Origin of the sequence: Micromonospora sp. CV4 (assembly GCF_003667455.1) — a bacterium.
In the GTDB taxonomy this organism is placed as follows: domain Bacteria; phylum Actinomycetota; class Actinomycetes; order Mycobacteriales; family Micromonosporaceae; genus Micromonospora.
The window spans coordinates 1-26,639 of the sequence record NZ_RCVI01000180.1 but is presented as its reverse complement, the minus strand read 5'-3'; the positions used below and the strand labels follow the sequence as shown (position 1 = coordinate 26,639).

General features: G+C 73.2%; 29 protein-coding genes. 11 read left to right on the top strand and 18 right to left on the bottom strand.

The genetic code is table 11. The features are described from left to right. Positions 1-101 precede the first annotated feature (101 nt). The gene (locus tag EAD98_RS05010) at positions 102-1,100 is read left to right on the top strand and encodes a tyrosine-type recombinase/integrase (RefSeq protein WP_121652900.1); all 999 of its coding nucleotides are present in this window, start codon (positions 102-104) and stop codon (positions 1,098-1,100) included. A 29-nt stretch (positions 1,101-1,129) separates the two neighbouring features. Beyond that, the gene (locus EAD98_RS05005; protein WP_121652921.1) at positions 1,130-1,975 is read left to right on the top strand and encodes an LLM class flavin-dependent oxidoreductase; all 846 of its coding nucleotides are present in this window, start codon (positions 1,130-1,132) and stop codon (positions 1,973-1,975) included. Between the two features lie 22 nt (positions 1,976-1,997). Here EAD98_RS05005 and EAD98_RS05000 read toward each other — a convergent pair whose 3' ends face one another. The 3 genes from EAD98_RS05000 to EAD98_RS04990 form a co-directional block, all read right to left on the bottom strand. Next, on the bottom strand, positions 1,998-2,369 hold the full coding sequence (locus EAD98_RS05000) for a VOC family protein (RefSeq protein ID WP_121652899.1): 372 nt from the start codon (positions 2,367-2,369) through the stop codon (positions 1,998-2,000). A 62-nt stretch (positions 2,370-2,431) separates the two neighbouring features. Then, positions 2,432-3,604 (bottom strand): PQQ-binding-like beta-propeller repeat protein, encoded by a 1,173-nt coding sequence (locus tag EAD98_RS04995; protein WP_121652898.1) that lies wholly within the window; start codon positions 3,602-3,604, stop codon positions 2,432-2,434. Between the two features lie 31 nt (positions 3,605-3,635). Next, positions 3,636-5,339, bottom strand: coding sequence for an acyl-CoA dehydrogenase family protein (locus EAD98_RS04990; RefSeq protein WP_121652897.1), 1,704 nt, complete (start codon positions 5,337-5,339; stop codon positions 3,636-3,638). Between the two features lie 148 nt (positions 5,340-5,487). Between EAD98_RS04990 and EAD98_RS04985 the strand changes: the two genes are divergently transcribed. Continuing rightward, positions 5,488-5,946, top strand: a complete 459-nt coding sequence (locus EAD98_RS04985) for a hypothetical protein (RefSeq protein WP_121652896.1) — start codon at positions 5,488-5,490, stop codon at positions 5,944-5,946. 52 nt (positions 5,947-5,998) lie between these two features. Continuing rightward, positions 5,999-7,135: a low temperature requirement protein A gene (locus EAD98_RS04980; RefSeq protein WP_158609769.1), complete on the top strand. Its 1,137-nt coding sequence runs from the start codon at positions 5,999-6,001 to the stop codon at positions 7,133-7,135. 10 nt (positions 7,136-7,145) lie between these two features. On the opposite strand, the gene EAD98_RS04975 is transcribed toward EAD98_RS04980, so the two are convergent. From EAD98_RS04975 to EAD98_RS04945, 7 genes are all read right to left on the bottom strand, one after another. Next, positions 7,146-7,754, bottom strand: a complete 609-nt coding sequence (locus tag EAD98_RS04975; RefSeq protein ID WP_231931215.1) for a thymidine kinase — start codon at positions 7,752-7,754, stop codon at positions 7,146-7,148. A 160-nt stretch (positions 7,755-7,914) separates the two neighbouring features. Continuing rightward, the gene (locus EAD98_RS04970; protein WP_121652893.1) at positions 7,915-9,306 is read right to left on the bottom strand and encodes an MFS transporter; all 1,392 of its coding nucleotides are present in this window, start codon (positions 9,304-9,306) and stop codon (positions 7,915-7,917) included. A 16-nt stretch (positions 9,307-9,322) separates the two neighbouring features. Continuing rightward, positions 9,323-10,090 (bottom strand): glycerophosphodiester phosphodiesterase, encoded by a 768-nt coding sequence (locus EAD98_RS04965; protein ID WP_121652892.1) that lies wholly within the window; start codon positions 10,088-10,090, stop codon positions 9,323-9,325. A 146-nt stretch (positions 10,091-10,236) separates the two neighbouring features. Continuing rightward, positions 10,237-10,812: a hypothetical protein gene (locus EAD98_RS04960; protein WP_147457334.1), complete on the bottom strand. Its 576-nt coding sequence runs from the start codon at positions 10,810-10,812 to the stop codon at positions 10,237-10,239. Between the two features lie 60 nt (positions 10,813-10,872). Further along, positions 10,873-11,832 (bottom strand): SDR family NAD(P)-dependent oxidoreductase, encoded by a 960-nt coding sequence (locus EAD98_RS04955; RefSeq protein WP_121652890.1) that lies wholly within the window; start codon positions 11,830-11,832, stop codon positions 10,873-10,875. A gap of 61 nt (positions 11,833-11,893) precedes the next feature. Beyond that, entirely contained in the window at positions 11,894-12,469 is a 576-nt protein-coding gene (locus EAD98_RS04950; RefSeq protein ID WP_121652889.1) for a TetR/AcrR family transcriptional regulator, read from the bottom strand. Positions 12,470-12,524: 55 nt separating this feature from the next. Further along, positions 12,525-13,298, bottom strand: a complete 774-nt coding sequence (locus EAD98_RS04945) for a 1-acyl-sn-glycerol-3-phosphate acyltransferase (protein WP_121652888.1) — start codon at positions 13,296-13,298, stop codon at positions 12,525-12,527. A 182-nt stretch (positions 13,299-13,480) separates the two neighbouring features. Here EAD98_RS04945 and EAD98_RS04940 point away from each other — a divergent pair, with 182 nt between their 5' ends. From EAD98_RS04940 to eis, 3 genes are all read left to right on the top strand, one after another. Next, positions 13,481-14,893, top strand: a complete 1,413-nt coding sequence (locus EAD98_RS04940) for a cytochrome ubiquinol oxidase subunit I (RefSeq protein ID WP_121652887.1) — start codon at positions 13,481-13,483, stop codon at positions 14,891-14,893. Between the two features lie 15 nt (positions 14,894-14,908). Beyond that, the gene (gene cydB / locus EAD98_RS04935; protein ID WP_121652886.1) at positions 14,909-15,907 is read left to right on the top strand and encodes a cytochrome d ubiquinol oxidase subunit II; all 999 of its coding nucleotides are present in this window, start codon (positions 14,909-14,911) and stop codon (positions 15,905-15,907) included. An 84-nt stretch (positions 15,908-15,991) separates the two neighbouring features. Beyond that, the gene (eis, locus tag EAD98_RS04930) at positions 15,992-17,182 is read left to right on the top strand and encodes an enhanced intracellular survival protein Eis (RefSeq protein ID WP_199723291.1); all 1,191 of its coding nucleotides are present in this window, start codon (positions 15,992-15,994) and stop codon (positions 17,180-17,182) included. Here the strand turns inward: eis and EAD98_RS04925 are convergent. Beyond that, positions 17,173-17,640, bottom strand: a complete 468-nt coding sequence (locus EAD98_RS04925) for a MarR family winged helix-turn-helix transcriptional regulator (RefSeq protein ID WP_121652885.1) — start codon at positions 17,638-17,640, stop codon at positions 17,173-17,175. The two genes, eis and EAD98_RS04925, sit on opposite strands and share 10 nt — an antisense overlap. A gap of 96 nt (positions 17,641-17,736) precedes the next feature. Here EAD98_RS04925 and EAD98_RS04920 point away from each other — a divergent pair, with 96 nt between their 5' ends. Continuing rightward, a complete protein-coding gene (locus EAD98_RS04920) occupies positions 17,737-18,189 on the top strand; it encodes a MarR family winged helix-turn-helix transcriptional regulator (protein ID WP_121652884.1) in 453 nt (150 codons plus the stop codon). A 9-nt stretch (positions 18,190-18,198) separates the two neighbouring features. Here the strand turns inward: EAD98_RS04920 and EAD98_RS04915 are convergent, their stop codons facing one another. From EAD98_RS04915 to EAD98_RS04905, 3 genes are all read right to left on the bottom strand, one after another. Then, positions 18,199-18,888 (bottom strand): hypothetical protein, encoded by a 690-nt coding sequence (locus EAD98_RS04915; RefSeq protein ID WP_121652883.1) that lies wholly within the window; start codon positions 18,886-18,888, stop codon positions 18,199-18,201. A gap of 82 nt (positions 18,889-18,970) precedes the next feature. After that, entirely contained in the window at positions 18,971-19,432 is a 462-nt protein-coding gene (locus tag EAD98_RS04910; RefSeq protein ID WP_305034189.1) for a peroxiredoxin, read from the bottom strand. Between the two features lie 45 nt (positions 19,433-19,477). Further along, positions 19,478-20,317: a patatin-like phospholipase family protein gene (locus EAD98_RS04905; RefSeq protein WP_121652881.1), complete on the bottom strand. Its 840-nt coding sequence runs from the start codon at positions 20,315-20,317 to the stop codon at positions 19,478-19,480. An 89-nt stretch (positions 20,318-20,406) separates the two neighbouring features. On the opposite strand from EAD98_RS04905, the gene EAD98_RS04900 reads away from it, so the two are divergent. Beyond that, positions 20,407-21,135 (top strand): SDR family oxidoreductase, encoded by a 729-nt coding sequence (locus EAD98_RS04900; protein ID WP_121652880.1) that lies wholly within the window; start codon positions 20,407-20,409, stop codon positions 21,133-21,135. Positions 21,136-21,184: 49 nt separating this feature from the next. Here EAD98_RS04900 and EAD98_RS31745 read toward each other — a convergent pair whose 3' ends face one another. The 3 genes from EAD98_RS31745 to EAD98_RS04890 form a co-directional block, all read right to left on the bottom strand. After that, positions 21,185-21,310 carry a hypothetical protein gene (locus tag EAD98_RS31745; RefSeq protein WP_255421213.1) on the bottom strand — a complete coding sequence of 42 codons (126 nt, stop codon included), beginning with the start codon at positions 21,308-21,310 and terminating at the stop codon, positions 21,185-21,187. Beyond that, positions 21,307-22,719 carry an OFA family MFS transporter gene (locus tag EAD98_RS04895; RefSeq protein ID WP_121652879.1) on the bottom strand — a complete coding sequence of 471 codons (1,413 nt, stop codon included), beginning with the start codon at positions 22,717-22,719 and terminating at the stop codon, positions 21,307-21,309. The genes EAD98_RS31745 and EAD98_RS04895 overlap by 4 nt, the downstream gene beginning before the upstream one ends. A gap of 177 nt (positions 22,720-22,896) precedes the next feature. After that, the gene (locus EAD98_RS04890; protein ID WP_121652878.1) at positions 22,897-23,319 is read right to left on the bottom strand and encodes a MarR family winged helix-turn-helix transcriptional regulator; all 423 of its coding nucleotides are present in this window, start codon (positions 23,317-23,319) and stop codon (positions 22,897-22,899) included. 145 nt (positions 23,320-23,464) lie between these two features. On the opposite strand from EAD98_RS04890, the gene eno reads away from it, so the two are divergent. Next, entirely contained in the window at positions 23,465-24,772 is a 1,308-nt protein-coding gene (eno, locus tag EAD98_RS04885) for a phosphopyruvate hydratase (RefSeq protein ID WP_121652877.1), read from the top strand. A gap of 108 nt (positions 24,773-24,880) precedes the next feature. Here eno and zwf read toward each other — a convergent pair whose 3' ends face one another. Then, a complete protein-coding gene (zwf, locus tag EAD98_RS04880) occupies positions 24,881-26,260 on the bottom strand; it encodes a glucose-6-phosphate dehydrogenase (protein WP_121652876.1) in 1,380 nt (459 codons plus the stop codon). Positions 26,261-26,448: 188 nt separating this feature from the next. On the opposite strand from zwf, the gene EAD98_RS30650 reads away from it, so the two are divergent. After that, positions 26,449-26,639, top strand: a 191-nt coding sequence (locus EAD98_RS30650) for a hypothetical protein (protein ID WP_147457332.1), incomplete at its 3' end; no start/stop codon positions are given.

Here is a 26,639-nt window from a genome sequence, read left to right as displayed (position 1 = left end):
GCCCGACGGTAGCCGGCACGCCGTGGCCCGACACCGGCCGGGTCCGGCGGTCTCGGCGCGCCTGCGCGGCGAACCCACCCGGAGCTGAGAGTGTTTTTCACATGGTGTCCTCCGACGCTCCGGTGCTCGCCCGCCCGACGGCCCGACCGGCCCTGCCCGGCGGGCCGGTCGACGTCACCGAGGCGTGGCTGCGCAACCGCCGGTTGTCCGAGCACACCCGCGACGCCTACCGGCGCGACGTCACCGGCTGGCTCACCTGGTGCGCCGACCGCGACCTGGACCCGCTGCGGGCCAACTTCCTGCACGTCAACGAGTACGCCCGCGCCCTGGAGTCCACCATCGGTGCGCGAAGCGGCCGGCCGCTGACCCCGGCGACCGTGGCGCGCCGGCTCTCCGCGCTGTCCAGCTGGTACGACTTCCTCGTCAAACTCGGCGCGGTGCCGGCCAACCCGGTCGCCGGAGCCGACCGGCCACGCGTCGACCGGGACCACTCCGCCACCGTCGGTCTCACCCCGGAGGAGGTGGACGCGCTGCTCAGCGCCGCCGACGCGGACAGCGGCCCGACGGCCGCCCGGAACCGGGCCGCGATCGCGCTCCTGGCCGACCTGGGCCTGCGCGTCGGCGAGCTGATCTCACTGGATCTCACCGACCTGGGCAGCGAACGCGGGCACCGCAGCGTGCGGTTCGTCGGCAAGGGCGGCAAGCAACGCCGCCGCGCCCTCACCCCCGGCACGGGGTACGCGGTGGACGCCTACCTGGCCCAGCGGGCCGCCGCCACCGGGGTGCCGGTGCCGCAGCTGACCGGCCCGCTGCTGGTCACCGCCAGCGGCGCCCGACTGGACCGGCACTCGGTGTTCCGGATGGTCCGCCGGCTGGCCCGGGCCGCCGGTATCCCGGCCTGGGCGAAGCTCTCGCCGCACTCGCTGCGGCACGCCTTCGCCACCACCGCCCGCTCGGAGGGCGTCCCGCTGGAGGACGTGCAGGACGCGATGGGGCACGCCGACCCGCGTACCACCCGACGCTACGACCGCGACCGGCACAACCTCGACCGCGACCCGGCGTACGTGGTGTGGGCGGCCCGGTCCCGCCGCCGCGGCTGAGCGTCGTACCTCCGCCCTACGGTCGGTGGATGAGACACGGTCTGGAGCTGCCCTGCGGCGGCGCGTCCGTCCCGGTGTCCACGCTGGTCGAGCTGGGTGAGCTCGCCGAGCACGCCGGGTGGGACGGGGTGTTCCTGGAGGATTACCTGATCCACTACTCCGGGAACGACCCGTCCACCTACGACCCGTGGCTGGTGCTCACGGCGATCGCCGGCCGCACCGGTCGGGTGCGGCTGGGCACCACGGTCACGGCGCTGCCCCGACGCCGCCCGGCGAAGCTGGCCCGTGAGGTGCTCACCCTCGACCACCTCAGCGCGGGGCGGGCCACCGTCGCGGTCGGCGTGGGCGACCCGGGCGATCGGGGCCTGGCCGCGTTCGGCGAGCCGACCGAGGTGGCCGTCCGGGCCGCCATGCTCGACGAGGGTCTCGACCTGCTGACCGGGCTGCTCACCGGCGAGCCGGTCCGCCACCGGGGCGCCCACTACCGCGCCGACGGGGTGGCGCTGCGACCGCCGCCGGTGCAGTCGCCCCGGGTGCCGATCTGGGTCGGCGGCAGCATGCAGGCCGGGGCCGTGCGGCGGCGGGCGGCCCGCGCCGACGGCATCGTGCCCTACAAGCTCACCGACACCGACGGGTGGTCCGACTTCACCCCCGAGGAGGTACGCGAGCTGGTGAGCGCCCTGCCACCCACCCGCGCCGACGGCCAGCCGTTCGACGTGGCGATCGGCGGCCGGCAGCGCCGACCGGACGAGCGCGCCGAGCGGGCCTACCTGGGCGCGCTCGCCGAGGCCGGCGCCACCTGGTGGCTGGAGTACGTGCCGGTCGGCGACCCGCCGACGATGCGGGCCGCCGTCGCCCGTGGCCCGCTGCGCTGACCGCCGCGCGGCCCGTGGAGCCTCAGCCCTGCGGGCGGGGGCAGATGCAGAAGGGCTGCCCGATCGGATCGATGAGCACCACCCACCGGTCACCGCCGGGCTGGAACTCCGGCTTCGACGCGCCAGCCTCGACGAACTCCTTCTCCGCCGCGGCCAGGTCGTCCACGTAGAGGTCGAGGTGGTAGCGCTTGCCCCCGGCCGGGTCGGGCCAGGTCGGCGGCCGGTAACCCTCGACCAGCCCGAAGCCGATCGAGACGCCGCCGCCATTGATCATGGCGTACTCGGCTTGGCTGTGGGTGATCTCCCAGCCCAGGGCCCGGTGGTAGAACGCGGCGTGCCCGGCCGGGTCGGAGCTGTCCAGGTTGACCATGGCGAGGTCGGCGGTTGTCGTCATGCGGGCAGTCTGCCCCGGGTACCTGCCAACCGCTGTCAGGTACACCGGCGTTTCTCGCCCGGTCAGTGCGAGTCGATCGCCCAGACCGTGACCCGGTCGGCATCGCCACGGCAGACCAGCCCGGCACCGGCGCGCCGGCAGTCCCGCACCCCGGCCGGGAGCACTCCGCGCACCCGAGGTCCGTCCCGGCCCACCGTCGCGACCAGGACGCGTCGGCCGTCCGCCGCCACACCGAGCAGCACCAGCGGCTCGGAGCCGGCCCGCGCGCCCGCGACGGTGCGCCACCGCCTGCCGTCCGGCCACGTCCAGCCGACCGCACCGGATGCGGCGTCGCGCGCCCACCGGCCACGCCCGTCCCGCCCGCAGACCAGGTCCTGGCAGGCCTGCAGGGTCACCTCGCCGGGCTGGACCGGCACCTGCCAACGCCACGCCAACCCGGGCAGGTCGTACCCGGTCAGCGCCGCGCCGGTGCCGGTCGGGTGGCGCAGCACCAGGTGCGTGCCGATGACCTGCGGGTTGTCGGGGCCGTAGTCGGCCGGCGGCAGTCGCCCCTGCCCGTGGACCGTGCCGTCGCGGGCGTCGAGCAGCCGGGTCAGCCCGTCGTCCTGCACCAGCAGCACCCGCCCGGGCGTGCCGGGCAGCACCTCCAGCACGGCGGTGGAGGGCACGGGCACCGACCAGCGGGAAACGCCGGTGGCCGGGTCGATGCCGAGCACCGTGCCCTCGACCCGCCGCCCCGGTCCGGAGGCGCTACGGACCTCGCTCACCGCCACCGTCGCGTCGCCGGCCGCGTACACCCGCTCGGGTCGCCGCCACAGCGGTTCGCCGGTGCGCACCGACCGGGCGGTGGTGGCCGTCGGCCGGCGAAGCTGGTCGCGTTCGACGACCAGCAGCAGGTCACCGGCCGCCTCGGCGGACCACCCGGTGGCCGGCGGCACGGTGACCCGCCACCGTGCCGGGCGGTGCGGCGTCGCGGCGTCGTAGGCGCTCAGCGTCGGCGCGCCGCCACCCGGGTCGACGACCAGCAGCAGGGGGCCCGCGCTGAGCAGGGTCGCCCGGCCGGGCAGCACCGGCCCCGCCCGAGCCAACAGGTGTACAGGTGCCGCGGCCCCGCCGAGCAGCGCGCACGCCACCACCAGCAGGACCGAGCGCCACCGCCGCGACAGCGCCACCGGCGGTCCGCGGTCGTCCAGCGGCGCTCCCCGAGCGTCGTCCAGCTCGATCAGGGCCGGCACCGGTCCCCACCCACCCGCTCGCGCCGGCCGGTCAGCAGAGCAGGTCCAGGTGGTGGTGGGCGTCCTCGGCGATCTCCTCGTGTCGCAGCCAGCGCCGCGCCCACAGCCGGGCCGCCAACTCCGCCTGCTCGTCGCCCCACGCGGCGTGCTCGACGAGCAGCGCGGTGGTCAGCGCGTACGCCAGGCGCAGCGCCAGGCCGCGGGCACCGGCGAGCACCGCCTCGGCGCCCGGGTCGGCGGTCACCGCGGTGATGGTGTCGCGGAGCTGCGCGGCGGCCGTGGCCAGGGTGTCCGCCAGTGCCGGCGACAGTGGCCGGGCCAGGTCGACCGCGACGGCGAGGCGACTGAGCAGTGGCGTACCGGCGTCCTCCCGGGTCAAGGCGCGCAGCACGTCCAGGGCGAGCACGTTGGTGGTGCCCTCCCAGATCGGCAGGACCTGCGCGTCACGCAGCAGCCGGGGCACGCCGGTGTCCTCCACGTAGCCGGCCCCGCCGAAGCTCTCCACGTACTCACTGGCGGATCCGACGGCGAGCCGGCCGGTGGCCAGCTTCGCCAGCGGCGCCACGATGCGCAGCTCCGCCGCAGCCTCCGGGTCGCCGCCGACCTCGACCCGGCCGAGCAGCGCGAACGCGTGCCCGGCCAGGGCGAACGCGCCCGCCGCGTCGACCGCGAGGGTGCCCAGGGTGGCCCGGTGTAGCGGCGAGGACGCCAACGCGCCGCCGGCGACGTGCCGCGCGTCGGCGTACGCCCGGGCGTACGCCAACCCGCGCCGCATCCCGCCCGCCGCCGCGGCGGCGTTGTGCACCCGGGTCACCACCACCAGGGTCATCGCCCGGACCAGGCCGGGCACCGTCGGGTCGCCCAACGGCACGGCGTACGCGTCGTGCAGGCCGATCTCGGCGGTGGGCAGCGCCCGGGTGCCGAGCTTGTCCTTGAGCCGGTGCACGGTGACGCCCGGCGCCGGCGCGTCCGCCGCGGCGCCGTCGGCCAGGGGCGAGTCGGCCGCGTACCGGGGAACCAGGAACGGGGCGAGCACGCGGCTGCCACGGCCGGCGCCCTCCGGCCGGGCCAGCGCCACCGCCATCGCCGCGTCGGCCGCCGAACAGAACCACTTCTCCCCGGTCAACCGCCACGAACCGTCCGCGGCGGGCCGGCCCACGGTGCTGGAGCGCCCCAGGTCCGAGCCGCCCTGCGACTCGGTCATCCACTGCCCGCTGGTGATCGCCGTCCCCGGATCGGTGGAGATCAGTCGGGGCAGCCACGCGTCGCGGACCCCGGCGTCGACATCGGGCAGGCTGAGCAGCGCCGCCGCCCCGTCGGCCATCGCCACCGGGCAGGAGAACGTCGCCGACTCCGGACCGTACAGGTGCAGCAGGGCGTGCTGCACGACCCGCGCGGCGGCGCCCCAGGTGCCGCGGGCGTCCGGCAGGTAGGGCAGCGCGACCACGGCGTGCCGCGCGGCGGCGGCGCGCTGCGCCTGCCAACCGGCGGAGGTGCCGATCCGGTCGACGCGGGCGCCCCACGCGTCGTAGCGGACCAGCGTCGGCGGGTGCGCCTCGGCGTCGGCGTGCGCCGCGCGCAGCGGCCCGGTGACGTCGGCGGCCAGGTCGGCGAGGCGCCCCTTCGCGGCGGCGTGCCCAGCCGGGCCGAGGTGACGCTCCAGCCAGGACCGCAGCAGGGCGTCACCGGCGTACGGGTCGGCGGGTGGTGGTACCGGCTGTACGAAGCGGCTCATCGATCGGCTCCCGGGCACTGCGGTAGGGGTGTGCGACGACGGTAAACGATCCGTGGCCGCTCGGAACAGGGCACAACCATCCAGCGGTCGCACCCAGTTTCCGACTTGTCGTGGCCCACAGCGACGGCGTTCTCTACGGTCGGTAGTCGTGGGTGCCGGCCAGCCGTACAGCCGACCGGCCCGGCGGCACCGCCCGATGCGCACCGGGTTGGCCTTCGCCGGGATCGGCGTGGCGCTGTGCTGCGTCGGGGTGGCCGGGCTGGGCGCCTGGAACCTGCAGACCGTACGGCAGGCCGCCGGCCCGATCCGGGAGACCGCCGACGATTTCCTCAGCGAGGTGACCCTCGGCGACAGCGACGGGGCGTACGAGCGGCTCTGTGCGGACGCGCGCACCCGGTGGAGCCCGATCGGCTTCACCAGCTGGGTGCGTACGCCCCCGATGGTGACCGACTACGAGATCACCGACGTGTCGGTGGCGACCCGCGGTGGGCGGCCACACGGCACGGTGACGGTGAAGTTGACCCGCGACGGCGGGCTCAGCGAGGAACGTCGCCTGCCGGTGGTCCGCGAGGGCGGCGACTGGCGGGTCTGCGGTGACCCCTTCTGAGCCGCCGGTCGCGAGGCCGGTGCGCCCCTGGCTGCTACGCGAGCGTCGGGGGGTGGAGCCGACCACCTCGACGGAACTGTTCTTCGACCTGGTCTTCATCTTCACCATCACCCAGCTGGCGGAATACCTGATCGCACACGCGGACTGGCGGGGCGCCGCACGGACCGCGTTGCTGCTGGCGCTGGTCTGGTTCGTGTGGGTCTACACCGCCTGGGTGACCAACTGGCTGCACCCGGACCGGGCGCCGGTGCGGGCGCTGCTGATCGGGCTGATGCTGGGCAGCCTGCTGCTGTCGGCGGCGATCCCCGGCGCGTTCGCCGGTACCGGCCTGCTCTTCGCCCTGGTCTACGTGACGGTGCAGGTGGGCCGCAGCCTGTTCGCGCTGTGGGCGGTGCGGGGCCATCCGGTGCTGGTCGACGGGTTCCAGAAGACGCTGCCGTGGTTCGTCGGGACGTCAACGCTCCTGGTGCTCGGAGGACTGGGTGGCGGGGGTGTCCGGGAGGCGCTGTGGGCGACGGCGATCGTGCTCGACGTGGTCGGCCTGTCGACCGGATATCCGGTGCCCGGTTTGGGGCGCACGCGCCCCGAGCGGTGGGCGGTGGAGGGCGGGCACCTGGCCGAACGGTGCCAGGCGTTCATCCTGATCGCCCTGGGCGAGTCGATCCTGGTCACCGGGAGCACCCTGGCGCAGCAGCTGAGCATGGTGACCTCCGGGGCGTTCGTGCTGGCGTTCGCCGGGTCGGTGGCGTTGTGGTGGGTGTACTTCACCCGCTCGGCGCCGGCCGCCACGGAGGTCATCGCTCGCGCCGGTACGCGCACCGGTGGGTTGAGCCGGCTGGCGTTCAACTACCTGCACCCGGTGATGGTCGCCGGGATCATCGTCACCGCCGCGGGCGACGAGCGGCTGCTGCGCGAGCCCGGCGCCGACACGACCACGGTCACCGCGCTGTTCGTCCTGGGCGGCCCGGCGCTGTTCCTCGCCGGGCACGGCGCCTACAAGGCGGTGCTGTGGCGGGTCTGGCCGACCAGCCGGATCGCGGCGGTCGTGGTGCTGCTGGCGTTGGTGCCGGTCGGTGTCCTGCTGCCACTGCCCGTCGTGGCGTGCGCGGCGCTGGCAACGGCGGTGACCGTCGCGGTCATCGTGGCCGACCAGTTCCGGGTCCCGGCCGCCGCGCCGCTCCCGGCCTGACCGCCGCCGGTCAGTCGCGGGGGCCGAGGTCGCCGCTGCGGTAGTGCCGCCGGCACAGCACCTGGTAGCGCACCTCGGCGGTGTCGACGGTGTCGCCGATGACGACCTGCGCGCCCTCGCGGACCACCCGGCCGTCGACGACCCGGGCGTTGAGCAGCCCTTCCCGGCCGCACCAGCAGAGCACCTCGACCTGGATGCGGGCCACCTCGTCGGCCAGCTCGAACAGCCGCTGGGTGGCGGGGAAGAGGCAGGACCGGAAGTCGGTGGCGAGGCCGAACGCGAACACGTCCACGTCGTAGCTGTCGACCAGCTCGGCCATCTGCTCGACGTGCTCGACGGTGTAGAAGCACGCCTCGTCGCAGATCAGGTAGTCGACGCGTTCCCCCTCGGCCCACCGGCCCCGGACCAGGGCCCGCAGGTCCAGGTCGTCGGTGACCTCGATCGCCTCGTGCGCCAGCCCGATGCGGGTGGTGACCTGTGGGCCCAACGACCGGTCGATGCGGGTGGTGACCAGTCCCCGGCGGCCCTGGCGGGCGTGGTTGTAGTTCATCTGCAGGGCCATGGTGGACTTGCCGCAGTCCATCGGTCCCCAGAAGAACTTCAACGCCGCGGCGTGCACCGGACGCCCGTCGAGCCCGCGCGCCGCCGCGCACCCGGCCGGAGCGTGCGGCTGGCCGGGGAACGGGTGGGCCAGGCAGGTCGGGGCGGCAGCGGCGTCGTCGGTCACGGTCGGGCAGCCTATCTGATCGACCAGGGCCGATCCGCCCGGTGCGGCCTGCTCAGAGCACCCGGGGCGGGGTGTTTCCGGCGGCGACGATGGCCCGGCGGATCGGCACGGCCAAAAGGAGCAGGAACCCGACCACGAAGAAGATCAGCAGGGAGACCAGGCCCACCCGGTAGGAGGCGGTGAGCTGGAACACCAGGCCGAAGGCGAGGGGGCCGAGCCAGCTGGTGCCCTTGTCGCTGATCTCGTAGAAGCCGTAGTACTCGCCCTCCTTGCCGGCCGGGATGAGCTGGCTGAACAGCGACCGGCTCAACGCCTGGCTGCCGCCGAGGACCAGGCCGATGGCCGCGCCGAGGACCATGAACGGCACGGGCGCCTCGGCGGGCAGCCGGAACGCGCCGATGATCACACCGGTCCAGAGCACCAGGCTGAGCAGCACCGTCTTCCAGGCGCCGATGCGCCGGGCCAGCGCGCCGAGGCTCAGCGCGCCACCGAAGGCGAGGAACTGCACCAGCAGGATGGTGACGATCAGGGTGCTCTGCTCCAGCCGCAGCTCCTCGGTGCCGTACTGGCTGGCGAGGGTGATGACGGTCTGGATGCCGTCGTTGTAGACCAGGAACGCGAGCAGGAAGAACAGCGTCAGCGGGTACGCCTTGACCTCACGCAGGGTGCGGCCGAGCTGCCGGAACCCGTCGGTGAGCACGTTGCCGCCACGGGCCAGCGCCGCCGCGGTGGGTCGTTCGCGTAGCCAGCGCAGCGGCACCAGGGTGAACGCCGCCCACCAGACCCCGGCGGACACGATCGACCAGCGGGCCAGGTCCAGGGTGCGCTGCGGGTTGTCGTCCTGACTGAACAGCGTGACCGCGACCAGGTTGAACGCCAGCAGCAGGCCGCCGCCGAGGTAGCCCAGCGCCCAGCCGCGGCTGGAGATGCCGTCGCGTTCGTCCGGGCCGCCGAGCTGCGGCAGGAACGAGTTGTACACGACGATGGCCGCGCCGAAGGAGATGTTGGCGACCAGGAACAGCGCTCCGCCGAGCAGGTAACGGTCGCCGGTGACGAAGGCCATCGCCATGGTCGCGCCCGCGCCGGTGAACGCCGCGCCGCCGAGCAGCCGCTTCTTGTGCGCCGACCGGTCGGCGATCGCCCCGATGACCGGCAGCACGAACACGGTGAGGAACACCGACAGCGAGATCAGGTACGGGTAGTACGAGCCGGCGGCGACCCGGATGCCCAGCGGGTGCACGTAGCCGTCGCAGCTGTCCGCGCCCAGTTCGCAGCCGGCGGCCAGCTCGGCGACGGTGGTGAGGAACGGGCCCAGGAACACCGTGATGACGGTGGTCTGGAAGGCGGAGTTGGCCCAGTCGTAGATGTACCAGCCGCGGCGCTCGCGGCGGGTGCTCGCCGGGGGCGGGGTGTCGTCCACCGTGGGGGTCACGGTCTCGGCCATCGGGGTCCTTCGCCGGTCAGGCGGCCCAGTGGCCGCGGCTGCGGTAGACGTCGCGCAGCACGCCGACGTGATCGGTCATGATGCCATCCACGCCACGATCCAGTAACTCGTGCATCTGGGCCGGTTCGTCGATCGTCCAGACGTGCACCTGCAGGCCGAGTCGGTGGCAGTAGTCGAGGAACCGGCGGTCCACCACCGGCACCCGCCCGTAGCGCGGCGGCACCTGCGCGGCGACCACCGACGGGGGCAGCCGCAGCGGGCGGCCGTGCAGCGAGGCCAGCCGCAGCCGGGCCACCCCGCGCATGCCGAGGCTGGTCGCGACCCGCCCGTCGGTGAGCGCCCGCAGCCGGGTCAGCCGGGCGTCGCTGAACGAGGCGAGCAGCACCCGGTCTGCGGCGCCGACGCGGGTGACGGTGGCGACCGTCGGCTCGACGCCGCCGTCGGCCTTCACGTCGATGTTGAACCGCACCTGCGGCCACGCGCCCAGCACCTCGTCGAGCCGGGGTACGACGGCGGCCCCGCCGACGCGTACCGAGGCGAGGTCGGCCCAGCGCAGGTCGGCGATGCGCCCCGGTTCGCCGGTGATCCTGCGCAGCGTCGGGTCGTGGAAGATCACCGCCACCCCGTCGGCGGTGGCGTGCACGTCGGTCTCCACGTACCGGTAGCCCAGTCCGATGGCGCGGGCGAACGCCTCGGTGGTGTTCTCGTCGCCCTCGGCGGCGCCGCCGCGGTGGGCGAACGCCAGCGGCCCGGGCGCGTCCAGGTAGCCGAATCGGGTCAGCACGCGACGCAGTATGCCTGCCGCCCGTGGAGCGTGGGTGACCTGCCGGCGACATTCGTCGACCGGCGGACGCCCTCGCCTCTCGTGCGGACCGCACCGGTGATGCTCAGCTCGGCGCCCGGTCCGGTGGCCGTTGCGTGCGGGGCGGATCAGCTCCAGTCGGTCTGGTAGCCGTCGTGGCGCAGCAGGTCCAGCAGTTCGGCGTCGCTGGGCGGGTGCACGCGGGTGAGCGCGGCGATCAGCTCGTCGACCTCGACCGCGTCCGGCCCCTGCACCTCGATTGCCCGTACCCTTCCCCCGTCGGTGCGGTAGAGGGCAGTGGACGGGTCGCTGTTGTCGGTCTGGTGGGTCACGACCAGCGTGCCCCGGCCGCCGAGGTCGGTGCAGGTGCGCAGCCGGGGCGTATCGCAGTCGACGCCGTCGGGCAGCCCGGTCGCCGGTTGCGGCACGCGAAGCCGCCAGAGCACGGGCACGGCCCGGCCGTCGGCGGTGCGCAGCGGATAGGCGATGTCGAGGCCGCCGCGTTCGAGCCAGCCGACGGTGCCGGCCCGGGGCACGCCGTCGGGGATCAGCAGCTGCTCCTGGGGCCACGGCGACGATCGGGTCAGATCGGCGAGGTCCCGCTGGTCCCTGGCGTGGTGGTACGCGGTCCGTAGCCCGGCGTAGCCGGTCCCGCTGACGACGAGCAGTACCAACGCCACGAGGACGAGACGACGACGCGACATGTGATCACTGTGCCAGTCGCCCGCACGGGTCTGTGTGCCCGGGCGGCACCGCCGACCCGGTCAGCGCCGTAGGAGCCGGATCGTCTCGTCCCAGAGGAGTTCGGCGTTCTTGTCGTCGAGGGCGTACGGGAGCACGCCGCTCATGCCGTCGGCCGGCTCGGCGATGACCAGGGCCTCGTTGCCGTCCTCGAAGTAGCGGCCGGTCACGCCGTCGACCTCGGGGGAGGCGGCCAGCAGGACCGAGGTGGCCGCGCCCTGCTGCGGGGTCTTCCAGCCCGGCGGCACTTCCAGGCGGTTGCCCTGCCCGTCGACCGCGCCGACGTAGCGCAGTTGCGCGTCGTCGAGGTGTCGTTGCAGGTTGGTCATGATGCCGCCGGGGTGCAGGGCGTTGGCCGTGATGCCGTCGGTGGCCCACTTCCTGGCCAGGGCGACGGTGAACAGGATGGTCGCGGTCTTCGACTGGCCGTACGCCGACCAGGCCTCGTAGGGCCGGTCGGTGAAGTGGATGTCGTCGAACAGGACCGGGGACTGCTGGTGGGCCGAGGAGCTGACGACGACGATCCGGGCGCCCTGCGCGGCGGCGAGCGCGTCGTGCAGGCCCAGGGTCAGCGCGGCGTGACCGAGGTGGTTGATCGCGAACTGGGCCTCCCAGCCCTCGGTGGTCCTGTTCAGCTCCGGCAGGGCCATGACGCCGGCGTTGTTGACCAGGATGTGCAGCGGGCCCGCCCAGGTGTTGACGAAGGCGTCGATGGAGGGGCGGTCGGCCAGGTCGAGCCGGGCGACCCGGACCGCGCCGCGCGCCCCTCCCGCCGTGATGTCGGCTGCGACGCGCTCGCCGGCGGCGGTGTCGCGGACGGCCAGCGTCACCTCGGCGCCGGCGGTGGCCAGCGCCCGGACGGTCTCCAGGCCGATGCCGGACGCGCCGCCGGTGACCACGGCCCGCCGGCCGCTGAGGTCGACGCCGGCGATCACTTCAGCGGCGGTCGACCGGGCGGAGTAAGGGGTGATGATTCGTGACATTTCGGAACTCCTTGGACGCAGAGATGCAGCCTGCGGCTGCGAAGGGGTAGGCGGTGGGGGTTCAGCCCGCGGCGCGGCAGATCAGCCGCAGGGCCCGGCGGATCCGGTCGCGGAACTCGTCCCTGGTGGCCGAGGTCGATTTCCAGGTCAACGCTGCGGAGAAGAGCAGGTCCATCACGTCGTCCGCCGTCAGGTCACCGTCGAGCAGGCCCGGCGGGGCGAGAGCGTCGACGTGGGCGCGCAGTGCCGCCCGGGCCCGCTCCTGGTAGTCGTGGAACATCGAGCCCAACTGGGGCCCGCTGTTCTCGAGCAGCTCGTTGAGGTCGCGGGCCACCTGGGTGTCGATGTACGGGCCCATCAGCGCATCCAGCCCCGCCACGATCCGCTCGTCGAAACTCAGCGCCTGGTCGCCGAAGCGCGCCTGCATGGCCTGCTGGGCGCGTTCCATGACGCCCTGCATGGTGGCGCGGTACAGCTGCTCCTTGTTGGGGAACATCAGGTACAGGCCGGGCCGGGAGATGCCGGCCGCCTTGGCGACCGCCTCCATCGACGTCTTCTGGAACCCGTAGCGCCCGAACACCCCGACGGCCGCCGCGAGGACGGCGGCGCGCTTCGGGTCTTCGTGCTCCATCTCCATGCTGCTCACGTTAGACAGCTTAAACAGATTTCCGAAAGTTGTCTAACCCGTCAGGTCATCCGAGCCGGCGGCGGTGGGTCCTGCTGGGGTCGCTCGGTCGGCTGGGGTCGATGTGTCGGGGCCGGCCGGGTTCGTCGGGGCGCAGCGGGGCGAGGCTGTCGGTGAGCGCGTCGATGATCTGGTCGGTGGCCCGGCGCGCGGCGCCGGGGCCGCTGGCGGCCGCCTCCTGCAGGTCGATGGGTGCGCCGAAGTGCACCCGAATCACCGGACGGCGCCACAGCGCGCGGGCGACGCCGCGCAGCATTCCCCGGGGCGCCCGGTAGGGCAGTACCTCATGGGCGCCCCACTGGGCGACCGGGATGACCGGAGCGGCGCAGGCCAGGGCGAGCCGGGCGGCGCCGGTCTTGCCGCGTTCGGGCCATATACCGGGGTCCAGACTGATGCGCCCCTCCGGGTAGATGAGGATCACCGATCCGCCCGCGACGGCGGCGGTGGCGGCCTCCAGAGCCCGGTGCACCGCGTCGGTGCCCCGGTCGACGCGGATGTGCCCGGCGTGGCGCATGAGGGAGCCGAGCACCGGGGCGCGGAACAGCCCGGCCGTCGCCATGATCCGGGGGGCGATGCCGCGGGCCTGGCAGGCGGCGGCCATCACCACGGGGTCGAACGGGCTGATGTGGTTGGCGGCCAGCACCAGCGGTCCGCGGCGCAGGTGCGCGGGGACCTCGCCGGTGACCTCGAGGCGGGCCAGCAGGCCGACCAGGGCTCGGGCCAGCAGTTGGGCGGCGCGCCAGATCAGCGGCGGTTGCCAGGGGGAGTGCGCGGTGTCCATCAGCGCGCCATCGTCGCACGGGGCGGCGGGGCCGCGAGGGCGGGTCGACGGGTTACCCACCGGCCTGGGTGATCAAGGTCATTGGTCCCGGGCCGGTTCGGGCCGCTCGGCCCTGCCCATCCGTCTACGACGAGCAGTAGTATTTACTACGTCTCGTAGTACGCAATGGCTGGGGGTTCCAGGTGGACGCGTTGGACGTCGCCCGCTGGCAGTTCGGTGTCACCACCGTCTACCACTTTCTCTTCGTGCCGCTGACCATCGGCCTGTCCGTGCTGGTGGCCATCCTGCAGACGATGTGGCACCGCACCGGCAACGAGCGCTACCTCAAGCTCACCAAGTTCTACGGCAAGCTGTTCCTGATCAACTTCGCGATGGGCGTGGTCACCGGCATCGTGCAGGAGTTCCAGTTCGGCATGAACTGGAGCGACTACTCGCGCTTCGTGGGCGACATCTTCGGCGCGCCCCTGGCCATCGAGGCGCTGGTCGCGTTCTTCCTCGAATCCACCTTCATCGGCCTGTGGATCTTCGGCTGGGACCGGCTGCCCAAGCGGGCGCACCTGGCCAGCATCTGGGCCGCGGCGATCGGCACGAACCTCAGCGCGTACTTCATCCTCGCCGCGAACTCGTTCATGCAGAACCCGGTCGGCTACCGGATCAACCCGGACAGCGGGCGCGCCGAGCTGACCGACTTTCCGGCGGTGCTGACCAACAAGGTCGCCCTGATCACCTTCCCGCACACCCTGGCCGGCTCGTTCCTGGTCGCCGGGTCGCTGGTCGCCGCCGTGGGCCTGTGGCACGTGATCCGTAACCGCGACTCCACCGACACCGGCGCCTACCGCTTCGCCGCGAAGTTCGGCTCCTGGGTGGTCCTGGTCGCCTCCGCCGCCGTGCTGTTCACCGGCGACATCCAGGGCAAGATCATGACCGAGGTGCAGCCGATGAAGATGGCCGCCGCCGAGGGTCTCTACACCACCGAGAGCCCCGCCTCGTTCTCCGTGCTCACCGTCGGCAGCCTCGACGGCAGCCGTGAGGTGTTCGCCCTCAAGATCCCGTACCTGCTGTCGTACCTCGGCACCGGCGACCCCAACGGCACGGTGCACGGCATCAACGACCTCCAGGCCCAGTACGCCACCCAGTACGGCGCCGGCAGCTACACCCCGATCATCCCGGTCACCTACTGGAGCTTCCGCTTCATGATCGCGTTCGGGATGGCCGCCGCGGCGATCGCCCTGCTGGTGCTCTGGAGCCAGCGCAAGGGCCGTACGCCGAGCAGCAAATGGCTGCTGCGCGCGGGGCTGGTCATGCCGGTGCTGCCGCTGCTGGCCAACTCCTTCGGCTGGATCTTCACCGAGATGGGTCGCCAGCCGTGGATCGTCTTCGGCGAGATGCTCACCCGCAACGGCGTGTCCCGCAGCGTGTCGCTGGCCGAGGTGCTCACCTCGTTCACCGCCTTCACGCTGATCTACGCCACCCTCGCGGTGATCGAGGTCAAGCTGCTGCTGCGCTACGCCCGCGCCGGCGTACCCGACGTCAGCGAGGCGCCCCCGTCCGACGACACCGACGACGCCGAGCGTCCGCTCGCCTTCGCCTACTGATCACCGGAGCCTGCCGTGGACCTCACCACCATCTGGTTTCTCCTCATCGCCGTGCTCTTCACCGGGTACTTCATCCTGGAGGGCTTCGACTTCGGTGTGGGCATGCTGCTGCCCGTGCTCGGCCGCGACGACCGCGAACGACGGGTCCTGATCAACACGATCGGCCCGGTGTGGGACGGCAACGAGGTGTGGCTGATCACCGCCGGCGGCGCCATGTTCGCCGCCTTCCCCGAGTGGTACGCCACCCTCTTCTCCGGCTTCTACCTGCCGCTGCTGCTGATCCTGCTGGCCCTGATCGGCCGTGGGGTGGCCTTCGAGTACCGGCACAAGCGCCCCGAGGCGTCCTGGAAGCGCCGCTGGGACGCGGCGATCGTGGTCGGCTCGCTGCTGCCGGCGTTCCTGTGGGGCGTGGCCTTCGCCAACATCCTGCGCGGTGTGCCGCTGGACGCCGAGCACGAGTACGTCGGTGGCCTGTTCGACCTGCTGCACCCGTACGCCCTGCTCGGTGGCGCGACCACCCTCGCGCTGTTCGTCACCCACGGCGCGGTGTTCATCGCCCTGAAGACCACCGGCGACATCCGTGAGCGGGCGGGCGCCCTCGCGGTGCGCCTGGGCGTCGGCGCCGCCGTGCTCGCGGTCGGGTTCCTGACCTGGACGCTGAGCATCCGCTCCAGCGCGGCGGCCGTCGTGCTCGCCGTCGGCGCGGCCCTCGCCCTGCTCGGTGGCCTCGCCGCCGCCCGGGTACGCCGCGAGGGCTGGGCGTTCACCGGCACCGCCGTGGCGATCGGGCTGGCGGTGGCGACCCTGTTCGCGGCGCTGTTCCCGAACGTGCTGCCGTCCACCCTGGACGCCGCCGGCACCTTGACGGCCACCAACGCCGCCTCCACCCCGTACACCCTGAAGATCATGACCTGGGTGGCGGTCATCTTCACTCCGGTCGTGCTGGCCTACCAGGGCTGGACCTACTGGGTGTTCCGCAAGCGGATCGGCGTGGCCAACATCCCGCAACACTGACCGCCCGGGTGCGGGGCCGACGCCGGCCCCGCACCCGGCCGTAATTCGGCGGCCCTTGAAGATCCGTCCCGCTAGGGTGTGCCGATGCCCGCCACCGTGCACGTCCGCGAACTCGCCGCCGACGACCTGGTCGACGCCTGGGAACTGGGTCGGTTCGCCTTCGGGTCCGATCCGCAGCGCCCATCGCAGGCCACCGCCGCGGTGCCCGGCCTGACCCGCTACGGCGCGTTCGACGCCACCGGCCGGCTCGTCGGCAAGGCCGTCGACCTGCACCACGACCAGTGGTGGTCCGGCCGCGCGGTGCCCGCGGCCGACGTCGCCGGGGTGGCGGTCGCCCCCGAGGCCCGTGGCCGGGGCGTGGCCCGCGGCATGCTCACCGCCCTGCTGCGCGGCGCCCGCGAGCGCGGCGCGGCGGTCAGCGCCCTGTACCCGACCGTCGCCGCGCCCTACCGTGCCTGCGGCTGGGAGGCGGCCGGCGTGCTGCGCGCCGTCGACCTGACCACCGCCGTCCTGCCCCGACTTCGGCCGGACCCCCGGTTGACCGTCCGCGCCGGCACGCCCGCCGACCTGCCGGCCGTCGCCGCCCTGTACGAGCGGGTCACCCGACACCGCAACGGCGCGCTCACCCGTCGGGGTGAGCTGTTCGACTTCTTCGCCGCCGACGGTGCGCTGCCCGGTGACGCGCTGACGCTCGTCGAGGACGGCGGCGACCTGGTGGGCTACGCCAGCTGGGAACGCGGCCGCGGCTACGGCGCCGACTCCGTGCTGACCGTCGACGAGGCCCTGGCGACCACCGCCGACGCGGCCCGGGAACTCGTCGGCGTGCTCGGCAGCTGGGCCAGCGTCGCGCCGACCCTGCGGCTGTACCCGCTCGACGGCGACGCCGTCAGCACCCACCTGCCGCTGGAGGCGGCCCGCGAACACAAGCGGGACCTGTGGATGCACCGGCCGGTGGACGTCGTGCGGGCCGTCGCCGAGCGCGGCTGGCCCGCGTACGCCCGGGGCAGCGTCGACTTCACTCTCAGCGACGAGCTGGCGGACTGGAACACCGGCTGCTGGCGGTTGAGCGTCGCCGACGGCGTCGGGGAGCTGACCCGGACCGGTGGCGAGGCCGACCTGCGGCTGGACGTACGCGGGTTCGCGCTGCTCTACGCCGGCGCCGCCCGAGCCCGGTCGGTCGCCGAGGCGGGTCTGCTGCACGCCGCCGGCGCGGACCCGGACGCCCTGGACCTGCTGGGCGCCGGGGGCCCGGCGCAGTTGCTCGACTACTTCTGACCGGCCACCGCGTCGGCGGCGATCGCCGCCAGCTCCGCGTTCGCGCGCTGGGTGACCAGGGCGAGGACCCGGGCGGCGGCGTTCGTCTCGTCGGCCGGCAGGTCGCCATACAGCCGGGTGGTGAGGCCCGCGACGGCGTCGGCGACGCGGCCCTGCACGGCGTGGCCGGCGTCGGTGAGCCGCACCCGCGGCGCGTCGGTCTGGTCGTCGGGCCGGGCGAGACCGGCGTCGACGAGCTGGGTGATCAGTGTGTGCGCGGCCGACTCGTCGATCTTGAGGGTGCTGGTGATCCGGTGCACGAGCCCGGTCCGTTCGATGGTGCCGGCGGCGAGGGCGTTGAGGGTGAGCGCGTGGCCGAAGCTGATCCCGAGCGGGGTGACGGCCCGCTCCAGCAGGGCCCGGGTGGCGTAGTGGGCCTGGCCGATGATCTGGCCGTTGAGGGTGGGAACGGTGGACATGACGCCTCCTTCTTAACGTTGGCCCGGCCAACGTTGGTGAGGCCAACGTAACACGGATTGTGGGTCGGGCCAACGATTACTGCTAGGCTGCGGCCCATGGAGTTCACCGGCCCGCAGTCACCCGCCGGCCTGCGCACCACCCCGAGCTGGCTGCTCAACCAGACCGCCAGCCACGCCGCCCGCCTGATCAGCGAGGGCTTCGCCGCCCACGAGCTGCGCGGCTACCACTACCGGCTGCTGGCCGCGCTCGCCGAGAGCGGCCCCGCCAGCCAGGCCGACCTGGGCCGACGCTGCGGCATCGATCGCAGCGACGTCGTGGCGGCCATCAACGACCTGGCCGGTCGGGGGCTCGTCGTGCGAGCCCCCGACCCGGCCGATCGCCGCCGCAACGTCATCAGCCTCACCGAGGCCGGCGCCGACGAGGGACGCCGGATGGCCGAAACCGTCGAGCGGGTCCAGCAGGACCTGCTCGCCCCGCTGACCGCCGCCGAACGTGACCAGCTCACCCGGCTGCTGACCCGGCTGCTGGAACACCACAGCCGGACCTGACCCGACCGGTCAGCGGGCCTCGCGCAGCTCCGCCAGCCGCGCCTCGATCTCGGCCAGCTCCGCGCGCAGCTTCTCCGCCTGCTGCTCCGCCTCCGCCCGCTCGGTGCCGAGGATCTGCTCCACCGCCTCCTGCACCCCCGGCACGTCGACCAGCGCCACCATCTTCAACGCCTCGGCCGGCTTCACCACGTACGGCTTGGCCAGGGCCTTGCTGCCCTGCTGCGCGGCGACCGTCCACTCACCCTCGGCGTACGCCAGCGTCACCGTCAGGCCCGCGGGCCCCTTCGGCTTCACGGCCTTGGCCGCCCGCCGTGCCGGCGCCTTCTCCACCTGCTCCACCTTCGGCTCCTCCCGCCGCGGCGTCGGCACCCGCGGCGTGTCCAACACGAACTCCGGCTCCGCCACCGCGGGCGGCTGCTCCTGCGTCGGCGGCTCCGGCTTCGGCTCGGCGACCCGACGACCGGCGCCCTTCGGCGCCACCGCCAGATCAGCGGGGGAGAACGGCAACTCGTCGCGACCGAAGCGCACCACCACGAACTCGTCGGACACCTCGGGATCGGTCAGCTCGACCACCTGGCCGACCTGACCGGCGATCTGCCCCGCCGATGCGGTGAACACCACCCTGGGCCGGCGGCCCGCCGCCAACGCATCCCGCAGGCTCTGCACCTCGTCAGTGGACAAACCCTGGCCGGCATCCATCACAACCCTCTTCCGTACACCTGTTTGATTGCTGTCTTGATACCAGCCGGCTGCGACACCCGCCGCAGGGGGCTCACGCCGCTCAGCCGCCCAACGCCCGCAGCGCCCGGTCGGCATGGTCGTTCATGCTGACCTCGCTGTGGATCACCTCGATGACCCGCCGGTCCGCGCCGATCACGAACGTCATCCGCCTGGTGCTCAACGGACCCAACGGCAGCCGCCGGCGCACCCCGAACCGCTGCGCCACCGTCCCGTCCTCATCCGACAGCAGGGGATAGTCGAAGCCGTGCAGCGTGGCGAACTCCGCCTGCCTGGCCACGCTGTCGCGGCTGATGCCCACCCGCGACGCGCCGACCGCCGCGAACTCCGCAGCCAGGTCCCGAAAGTGGCAGCTCTCCGCCGTGCAGCCCCGGGTCATCGCCGCCGGGTAGAAGAACAGCACCACCGGCCCCGAGGCCAGGAACTCCGACAGCCGCCGTGGCGTGCCCGTCTCATCGGGCAGCTCGAAGTCCTCCACCACGTCGCCGACACCCACACCCGCCACCGCGCACCTCCGTTGTCGGACCAGACAGGCGGTGAGCGTAAGCGATCACACCCAGAGGGCCGCCACCTCGTCCGCCACGACCGCGGCCTGCGCCCGCCCGGCCCGCGCGGATCCCGCCCGGCGCGCCGGGTCCAGCACGTTGCGGCCGATCGCCTTGCGCGCCGCCGCGTCCGGCGTCACCACCGCCACCCGCGACCCGGCCGCCCGCAACCCGGCCACCTGCGCCGCCAGCCGTGGCATCGGCCCGAACGCCCCCGACGTCGGCGCGATCACCAGCACCCGTCGCGCGCCGGCGGCCAGGTCGGCGTTCACCGCCGAGCGCATCCCGCCGTCGACGAAGCGGCGCGCGCCGATCGTCACCGGCGGCCACACCCCGGGCACGGCGCAACTGGCACCCACGGCGTCCACCAGGGACACCGCGCTGTCGCCGCCGTCGAACACCACGAACTCGCCCGAGGACGCGTCGACCGCGGTCACCAGCAGCCGCCGTTCCGGCCACCGGGCCGTCGGCAGTCGGGCCTCGATGACGGCGCGTCGGGACGCCTCCGACGGGGTACGCGCCGCCAGCGCCATCGCGCCGATCCGCGCCCGTGCCCGCACCGGGTCGCGGGTCCGGGCGCCGGCCCACACCATCCGCGCCAGCACCGCCACGCCCAGCCGCGCGGCCAACTCGCCCGACGGCGGGGCCAGCTGCGCCTCGTACAGCTGCTCCAGCGGCACACCCGAACACACCTGCGCCCCGACGACCGAGCCCGCCGACGTGCCCACCACCAGATCCGCGTCGGCCACTGGCACACCCCGTACGGCGAGCCCCGCCAGCAGCCCCAGCTCCCAGGCCACGCCCGTGACCCCGCCACCGCCGAGCACCAACGCCCGCTCCTGCATGTGACTCTCCTCTCGACGACCGACCCGCGCCGGTCACGGTAGCGTCGGCGCGACCGGTACGCGGCCCCAGGAACCCAGCGGGAGGCACCATGACACCTGTCACCGTCATCACCGGTGGTGGCCGTGGCATCGGCGCCGCCACCGCCCGCCGGCTCGCCGCAGCCGGTCACCACATCGCCCTGTGTTACCGCCGCGACGACGCCGCCGCCGACGCGGTCCTGGCCGATCTGCGGGCCACCGGTGTGCAGGCCGTCGCGGTACGCGCCGACACCACCGACCCGGACCAGGTCGACGCCCTGTTCGACGCCGCCGCGCAGCTCGGCCCGCTCACCGGCCTGGTCAACAACGCCGGGGTCACCAGCCCCATCGGGCCCTTCACCGAGCTACGCGTCGACGACCTGCGGCGGGTCGTCGACGTCAACCTCGTCGGCTACGTGCTCTGCGCCCAGCAGGCCGCCCGCCGGTTGACCGACGGCGGCGCGATCGTCAACGTGTCGTCCGCAGCCGCCACCCTGGGCAGCCCGGGGGAGTACGTGCACTACGCCGCCGTCAAGGCCGCCACCGACACCCTGACCATCGGCCTGGCCAAGGAGCTCGCCGGGCGCGGCATCCGGGTCAACGCGGTCGCTCCCGGCATCGTGCGCACCGACATCCACGCCGACTCCGGTGTGCCGGACCGCCCCGACACCGCCGTCGGCCGCATCCCGCTGGGTCGTGCCGGCGAACCCGACGAGATCGCCGCGGCCATCACCTGGCTGCTCGGCCCGGACGCCTCGTACACCACCGGCACGGTGCTGCGCGTTTCCGGCGGTCTGTGACCGACCCGGTTGGTGGGTGCCGCGGTGCGCGCGGCACCCACCCCGGATGTCAGTGGGTGAACAGCTTCGCCGCCGTGATCGCCGTCTGCGCCACCCCGTAGCCCAGCAGCGCCGCCACCACCAACCAGGAGATCCACAGCCGGGCCTGCTGCCCCTGCCGTCCGTTCTCGCTCATCGGGTGCCACTCCTCTCCGCCGTCACCGGCGTCGTGTCCTCGTCGGCGGTCGGCGGCTCGTGGAACCGCGCCGGCACCGGCCGGATCAGCAGATTCGCCACGAAGCCCACCGCCAGCACGCCCACCATCGTGAACAGCGCCGGCCGGTACGCCGCCGCGGTCAGCGTGCCCGGTTCGCCCTGCGCGTCGAGGAACCCGTTGACGATCAACGGGCCCGCGATCCCCGCCGCCGACCAGGCGGTCAGCAGCCGACCGTGGATCGCGCCCACCTGGAACGTGCCGAACAGGTCCCGCAGGTACGCCGGCACCGTGGCGAACCCGCCGCCGTAGAACGACAGGATCACGCAGGCCAGCAGCACGAACAGCCCCGTGGCCGTCTGCCCGATCAGGGCCAGCAGCGCGTACAGCACCATTCCGACGCCCAGGTAGACCATGTAGATCGGCTTGCGGCCGATCACGTCCGAGGTGGACGACCAGGCGAAACGGCCGGCCATGTTGAACAGTGACAGCAGGCCCACGAACCCGCCGGCTGCCGCCACCGACACCGCCGACGTGCCGTTCTCCCGGAAGAAGTCCTGGATCATCGGGCTGGCCTGTTCCAGGATCCCGATGCCGGCCGTCACGTTGCAGAACAGCGCCACCCACAGCAGCCAGAACGACCGCGTCTTGACCGCGTTGGCCGCCGACACGTTCTCCGTGGTGACCAGCGGCTTCGCGGCCACCGTCGCCGGGTCGAAGCCGGCCGGGCGCCAGTCCGCCGCCGGCACCCGCACGTTCGCGACCCCGAACATCATGATCACGAAGTAGCCCAGGCCGAGCGTCACGAACAGCCAGACCAGCGCGTTGCCCGACGCCGTCGATCCGGCGTTGGCCGGGTCGTAGCCCGGGTCGTAGAACGACAGCAACTGCCGCGACAGGGGAGAGGCCACCATCGCCCCACCACCGAACCCCATGATCGCCAGGCCGGTGGCCAGGCCGGGGCGGTCCGGGAACCATTTGATCAACGTGGAGACCGGGGAGATGTACCCGATCCCCAGACCGATGCCGCCGAGCAACCCGTACCCCAGGTAGAGCAGCCACAGCTGCTTGGTGGCGATGCCCAGTGAACCCACCAGGAAGCCCGCCGCCCAGAAACAGGCCGAGACGAACATCGCCTTACGCGGCCCGTTCGCCTCCACCCAGGTCCCGGCGACCGCGGCGGACAGACCCAGCATCACGATCGCGATGCTGAAGATCACCCCGATCGCGGTCTGGCTGGTGTCGAAGTGGGCGATCAGCGAGTTCTTGTACACGCTGGTCGCGTAGACCTGGCCGATGCAGAGGTGGATGGCCAGCGCCGCGGGGGGTATGAGCCAGCGGCTGTACCCGGGTGGCGCGACGGTGTGCCGACGATCGAGCGCGGAAAGCATGAGCTGCTTCCTCTCCGAAGCGGACGAGAAACCTGCCCATCACTTCCCCACACCGCAGGGCTGGAGCAAACCTCACCGTCGCCGGACGGTCGCTCCGGTGAGCTGAGCGGTCAGTCAGCACCGTGGACGTCCGGATGGAGGGCCGCCGGGGCGTGCTCCCGGCGGGCGAGCGTCGCCCTAGCGGGTGGCGAGCCGCTCCAGCAGGGCGGCGCTGCGTGCCAGCAACGCCCGCTCCTCATCGGTGAGCTCGGCCTCGATGGCCTGCGCGAGCCAACCGGCCCGGCGGCCACGCTCGGCTTCGAGCGCGGCCCGGCCCGCGTCCGACAGCTCGACCAGCGACTTGCGGCGGTCGGTGGGGTGCGCCCGGCGCGTGACCAGGTCCTGTTCGACGAGCAGCCCCACCGCCCGGGCCATCGACTGGGGGCGTACGCGCTGGTCGGCGGCGAGGTCGCTGGTGGTCATGGCGCCGTCGCGGTCGAGCGCGCCGAGCACGGCGACCTGGCCCAGCGGGATGCGGTCCTCGTGTCGGACGCGTCGGGTGAGTTTGCCCATCGCGGTGCGCAGTTCAGCGGCAATGGCAGCGGCTTCCGAGGTGGGCATGGGACACCGTACCCGATGGTCAGCAGAGCTGTACACCTGGCCTGTACAGCAACACTGAACAGCATTGCTGTAGGTTTTCCGTGTCGGACTCAGCGCCAGCGTTGTCGCAGCCGGGCCCGGCACACGACAACGGGGAGGAACTCCCATGTCCGCACAGCACGGTGGAAGCGTCACCGCCGCCATCGAGACCGTCACCGCCCGCCGGATCATCGACAGCCGGGGCAACCCCACGGTCGAGGTCGACGTCGTCCTGGCCGACGGGTCCCTGGGCCGCGCGGCTGTCCCCTCCGGCGCCTCCACCGGTGCCCGCGAGGCGGTTGAACTGCGCGACGGAGACGCCGCGCGCTGGCACGGCAAGGGCGTCGACCGCGCGGTAGCCAACGTCAACGGGGAGATCGCGGCGTGCGTACGCGGCCGGGACGCGGCGGACCAGCCCGGTCTCGACGCCGCGCTGGTCGCCCTCGACGGCACCGCCACGAAGTCCCGGCTCGGCGCCAACGCGATCCTCGGCGTCTCCCTCGCCGCCGCGAAGGCCGCGGCGGCGGCCCACCGGCAGCCCCTCTACCGCTACCTCGGCGGCGCCGACGCCCACCTCCTGCCGCTGCCGATGATGAACATCGTCAACGGCGGCGCCCACGCCGACAATCCGCTGGACTTCCAGGAGTTCATGATCGCGCCCGTGGGCGCGGACACCTTCGCCGAAGCCGTCCGCATGGGCAGCGAGGTCTTCCACACCCTGCGCCGCGACCTGCTGGCCGCCGGGCACTCCACGGGCGTCGGCGACGAGGGCGGCTTCGCGCCGGCGCTGCGGACCGCCGAGGAGGCGCTGGACTTCGTGCTGGCCGCCATCGAGCGCACCGGCTACCGCCCCGGCACGGACATCGGCCTGGTCATGGACCCGGCGTCGTCGGAGTTCTTCCGCGACGGCGTGTACGACTACGCGGGCGAGGGGGTCCGCCGCACCCCCTCGGAGCAGGCCGACTACCTCGCCAAGCTCATCGACGCCTACCCGGTCGTCTCCATCGAGGACCCGATGGCGGAGAACGACCTGGACGGCTGGCGCGAGCTGACCGCCCGCGTCGGGGACCGCTGCCAGCTCACCGGCGACGACGTGTTCTGCACCAACGAGACGCTGCTGCGCGAGGGCATCCGCACCGGCGTCGGCAACTCGGTCCTGGTCAAGGTCAATCAGATCGGGACCCTGACCGAGGCGCTGTCCGCGGTGGCCACGGCCCACCAGGCGGGCTGGACGGCGGTCATGTCGCACCGATCGGGCGAGACGGAGGACACCACCATCGCGGATCTGGCGGTGGCGACCGGCTGCGGTCAGATCAAGACCGGCTCGCTGTCCCGCTCCGACCGCACGGCGAAGTACAACCAACTGATCCGGATCGAGGAGGAGCTGGGCGACTCGGCGCGCTTCGCGGGCCGAGCGGCACTGCGTCGGGCGTGAACAGCCGGCAGAGGTAGCGGCGCACGCGGGCCCTCCCGATGGTGGGCCCGCGTGGGCCGCGACGACGATCCCGGTCCGCGTCGGACCGGCGAGCCGGCGGGTTGCCCGCTACCGCAGGTGCGGGGTGTGCCAGCCGCCGGCGAGGGCGTCGGCGTCAGCCGGACCCCAGGTGCCCTTGTCGTACGGCTGCACCGGCGCCGCCAGGTCCAGGATCGGTTCGACGATGCGCCACTCCTGCTGGATCGTCTCCTCGCGGGCGAAGCGCAGGTGCTGCCCGTCCATCGCGTCGTCGAGCAGACGCTCGTACGCCTCCTGGCGGTGACCGAGGGCCGCGCCGAAGTCGACGGACAGGTCCACCGGACGGCTCGCCACCTCGGCGCCGGGGCTCTTCGCCTGGATCGACATCGTGATGCCGTCGCCGCGACCGAGCCGGAACCGCAGCAGGTTCGCGGTGGCGGCGGCCCCGCCCTCGGCCCGTACGAGCGAGCGCTGCGGCTGCTTGAACTCGACCACGACCTCGGTCGCCGTCCCCGGCAGGGACTTGCCGGTCCGCAGGTAGAAGGGCACACCGGCCCAGCGGGGGGAGTCGATTGTCAACCGGGTCGCCACGAACGTCTCCGTGTGCGAGTCCGGCCGCACGCCCGGCTCGTCGCGGTAGCCGACGTACTGCCCCCGCACGGTGGATTCCGGTGACAGCGGCTCGATCTGCCGCAGCACGGCGACCTCCGCCGCGCGGAACGCGTCGGTGGTGTCGGCGACCGGCGGCTCCATGCCGATCAGCGCGACGACCTGAAGGATGTGGTTCTGGAGCACGTCGCGGGTCGCGCCCACGGTGTCGTAGAAGCCGGCGCGGCCCTGGGTGCCGAAGCCCTCGGCGAGCGTCACCTGGATGTTGTCGATGTGCTCGCTGTTCCACAGCGGCTCGAACAGCCGGTTGGCGAACCGGAAGGCGTAGAGGCCCTCGACGGCCTCCTTGCCGAGGTAGTGGTCGATGCGGAACACGCGCTCCGGGTCGAACGCCGCGCGCAGCGTGCGGTCCAACTCGTGCGAGGACTCCACGTCACGACCGAACGGCTTCTCCACGATCACCCGGCCCCGCTCGGCCAGACCGGCCGCCGCCAAGCCCTCGACCACGGCGCCGAACACCGCCGGGGGGATCGCCAGGTAGAAGATCGGTCGCTCGGTGCCCCGCAGGCGTTCCGCCAGCCGCTGGTACGTCACGGGATCCGCGTAGTCGCCGGAGATCATCGAGAGGTTGCGCGCCAGCTCGTCGAAAATCTCGTCGTCGATCTGGTCGTTCGCCTCGGCGACCGACTTGCGGGCGGTGGTGACGAGTTGCTGATCATCCCAGGGGGATCGGGCCACGCCGATCACCGGGACGTCGAGGCGGTCGCGCCGGGTCAGCTCGTACAGCGCCGGGAAGAGCTTCTTCGAGACGAGGTCTCCCGTGACGCCGAACAGCACTACCGCGTCTGAGCGCACGTGCATGGCACTTCCATCCGATCGAGTGAACCTGATCTTCCCATCGGAGAACCGCCCAGGCCATCCCGGCATTCCCCGCCGACCTGCCGGGTGAGGACAGCGACAGGGCAGGGCCGGGTACCGCGGCGACCGGCCTGGACGATAAGGAAGGTTTACAGTCCAGGGGCGGCGCGGGTAGCGTGCGGGTCTGATCGATGACCACCGATCGTAACGAAGGCCTGGAGGTACCCGTGCGTCGCCGACACACCATGACGCGGCTGCTGGTCATAGCCGCACTCGGACTGCCGTTCACCCTGCCCGGCGCCCCGGCCGTCGCCGCGCCGACCGCCCCGGCCCGCCACCTGGACGACGTGGTCCCCGCGCCCGTCGAGACCCGCCCCGGGGG

What these genes read in the sequence shown, in the direction of transcription:
- EAD98_RS04905 (WP_121652881.1), bottom strand. Translation starts at nt 20,317, where the DNA reads ATGCAGGAGCGGGCGTTGGTGCTCGGCGGTGGCGGGGTCACGGGCGTG.
- EAD98_RS05010 (WP_121652900.1), top strand. Translation starts at nt 102, where the DNA reads ATGGTGTCCTCCGACGCTCCGGTGCTCGCCCGCCCGACGGCCCGACCG.
- EAD98_RS04960 (WP_147457334.1), bottom strand. Translation starts at nt 10,812, where the DNA reads ATGTCGCGTCGTCGTCTCGTCCTCGTGGCGTTGGTACTGCTCGTCGTC.
- EAD98_RS04945 (WP_121652888.1), bottom strand. Translation starts at nt 13,298, where the DNA reads ATGGACACCGCGCACTCCCCCTGGCAACCGCCGCTGATCTGGCGCGCC.
- EAD98_RS05000 (WP_121652899.1), bottom strand. Translation starts at nt 2,369, where the DNA reads ATGACGACAACCGCCGACCTCGCCATGGTCAACCTGGACAGCTCCGAC.
- zwf (WP_121652876.1), bottom strand. Translation starts at nt 26,260, where the DNA reads ATGCACGTGCGCTCAGACGCGGTAGTGCTGTTCGGCGTCACGGGAGAC.
- EAD98_RS04920 (WP_121652884.1), top strand. Translation starts at nt 17,737, where the DNA reads ATGGAGTTCACCGGCCCGCAGTCACCCGCCGGCCTGCGCACCACCCCG.
- eno (WP_121652877.1), top strand. Translation starts at nt 23,465, where the DNA reads ATGTCCGCACAGCACGGTGGAAGCGTCACCGCCGCCATCGAGACCGTC.
- EAD98_RS31745 (WP_255421213.1), bottom strand. Translation starts at nt 21,310, where the DNA reads ATGAGCGAGAACGGACGGCAGGGGCAGCAGGCCCGGCTGTGGATCTCC.
- EAD98_RS04900 (WP_121652880.1), top strand. Translation starts at nt 20,407, where the DNA reads ATGACACCTGTCACCGTCATCACCGGTGGTGGCCGTGGCATCGGCGCC.
- EAD98_RS04915 (WP_121652883.1), bottom strand. Translation starts at nt 18,888, where the DNA reads ATGGATGCCGGCCAGGGTTTGTCCACTGACGAGGTGCAGAGCCTGCGG.
- EAD98_RS04990 (WP_121652897.1), bottom strand. Translation starts at nt 5,339, where the DNA reads ATGAGCCGCTTCGTACAGCCGGTACCACCACCCGCCGACCCGTACGCC.
- EAD98_RS05005 (WP_121652921.1), top strand. Translation starts at nt 1,130, where the DNA reads ATGAGACACGGTCTGGAGCTGCCCTGCGGCGGCGCGTCCGTCCCGGTG.
- EAD98_RS04955 (WP_121652890.1), bottom strand. Translation starts at nt 11,832, where the DNA reads ATGTCACGAATCATCACCCCTTACTCCGCCCGGTCGACCGCCGCTGAA.
- EAD98_RS04925 (WP_121652885.1), bottom strand. Translation starts at nt 17,640, where the DNA reads ATGTCCACCGTTCCCACCCTCAACGGCCAGATCATCGGCCAGGCCCAC.
- EAD98_RS04950 (WP_121652889.1), bottom strand. Translation starts at nt 12,469, where the DNA reads ATGGAGATGGAGCACGAAGACCCGAAGCGCGCCGCCGTCCTCGCGGCG.
- eis (WP_199723291.1), top strand. Translation starts at nt 15,992, where the DNA reads ATGCCCGCCACCGTGCACGTCCGCGAACTCGCCGCCGACGACCTGGTC.
- EAD98_RS04890 (WP_121652878.1), bottom strand. Translation starts at nt 23,319, where the DNA reads ATGCCCACCTCGGAAGCCGCTGCCATTGCCGCTGAACTGCGCACCGCG.
- EAD98_RS04970 (WP_121652893.1), bottom strand. Translation starts at nt 9,306, where the DNA reads ATGGCCGAGACCGTGACCCCCACGGTGGACGACACCCCGCCCCCGGCG.
- EAD98_RS04895 (WP_121652879.1), bottom strand. Translation starts at nt 22,719, where the DNA reads ATGCTTTCCGCGCTCGATCGTCGGCACACCGTCGCGCCACCCGGGTAC.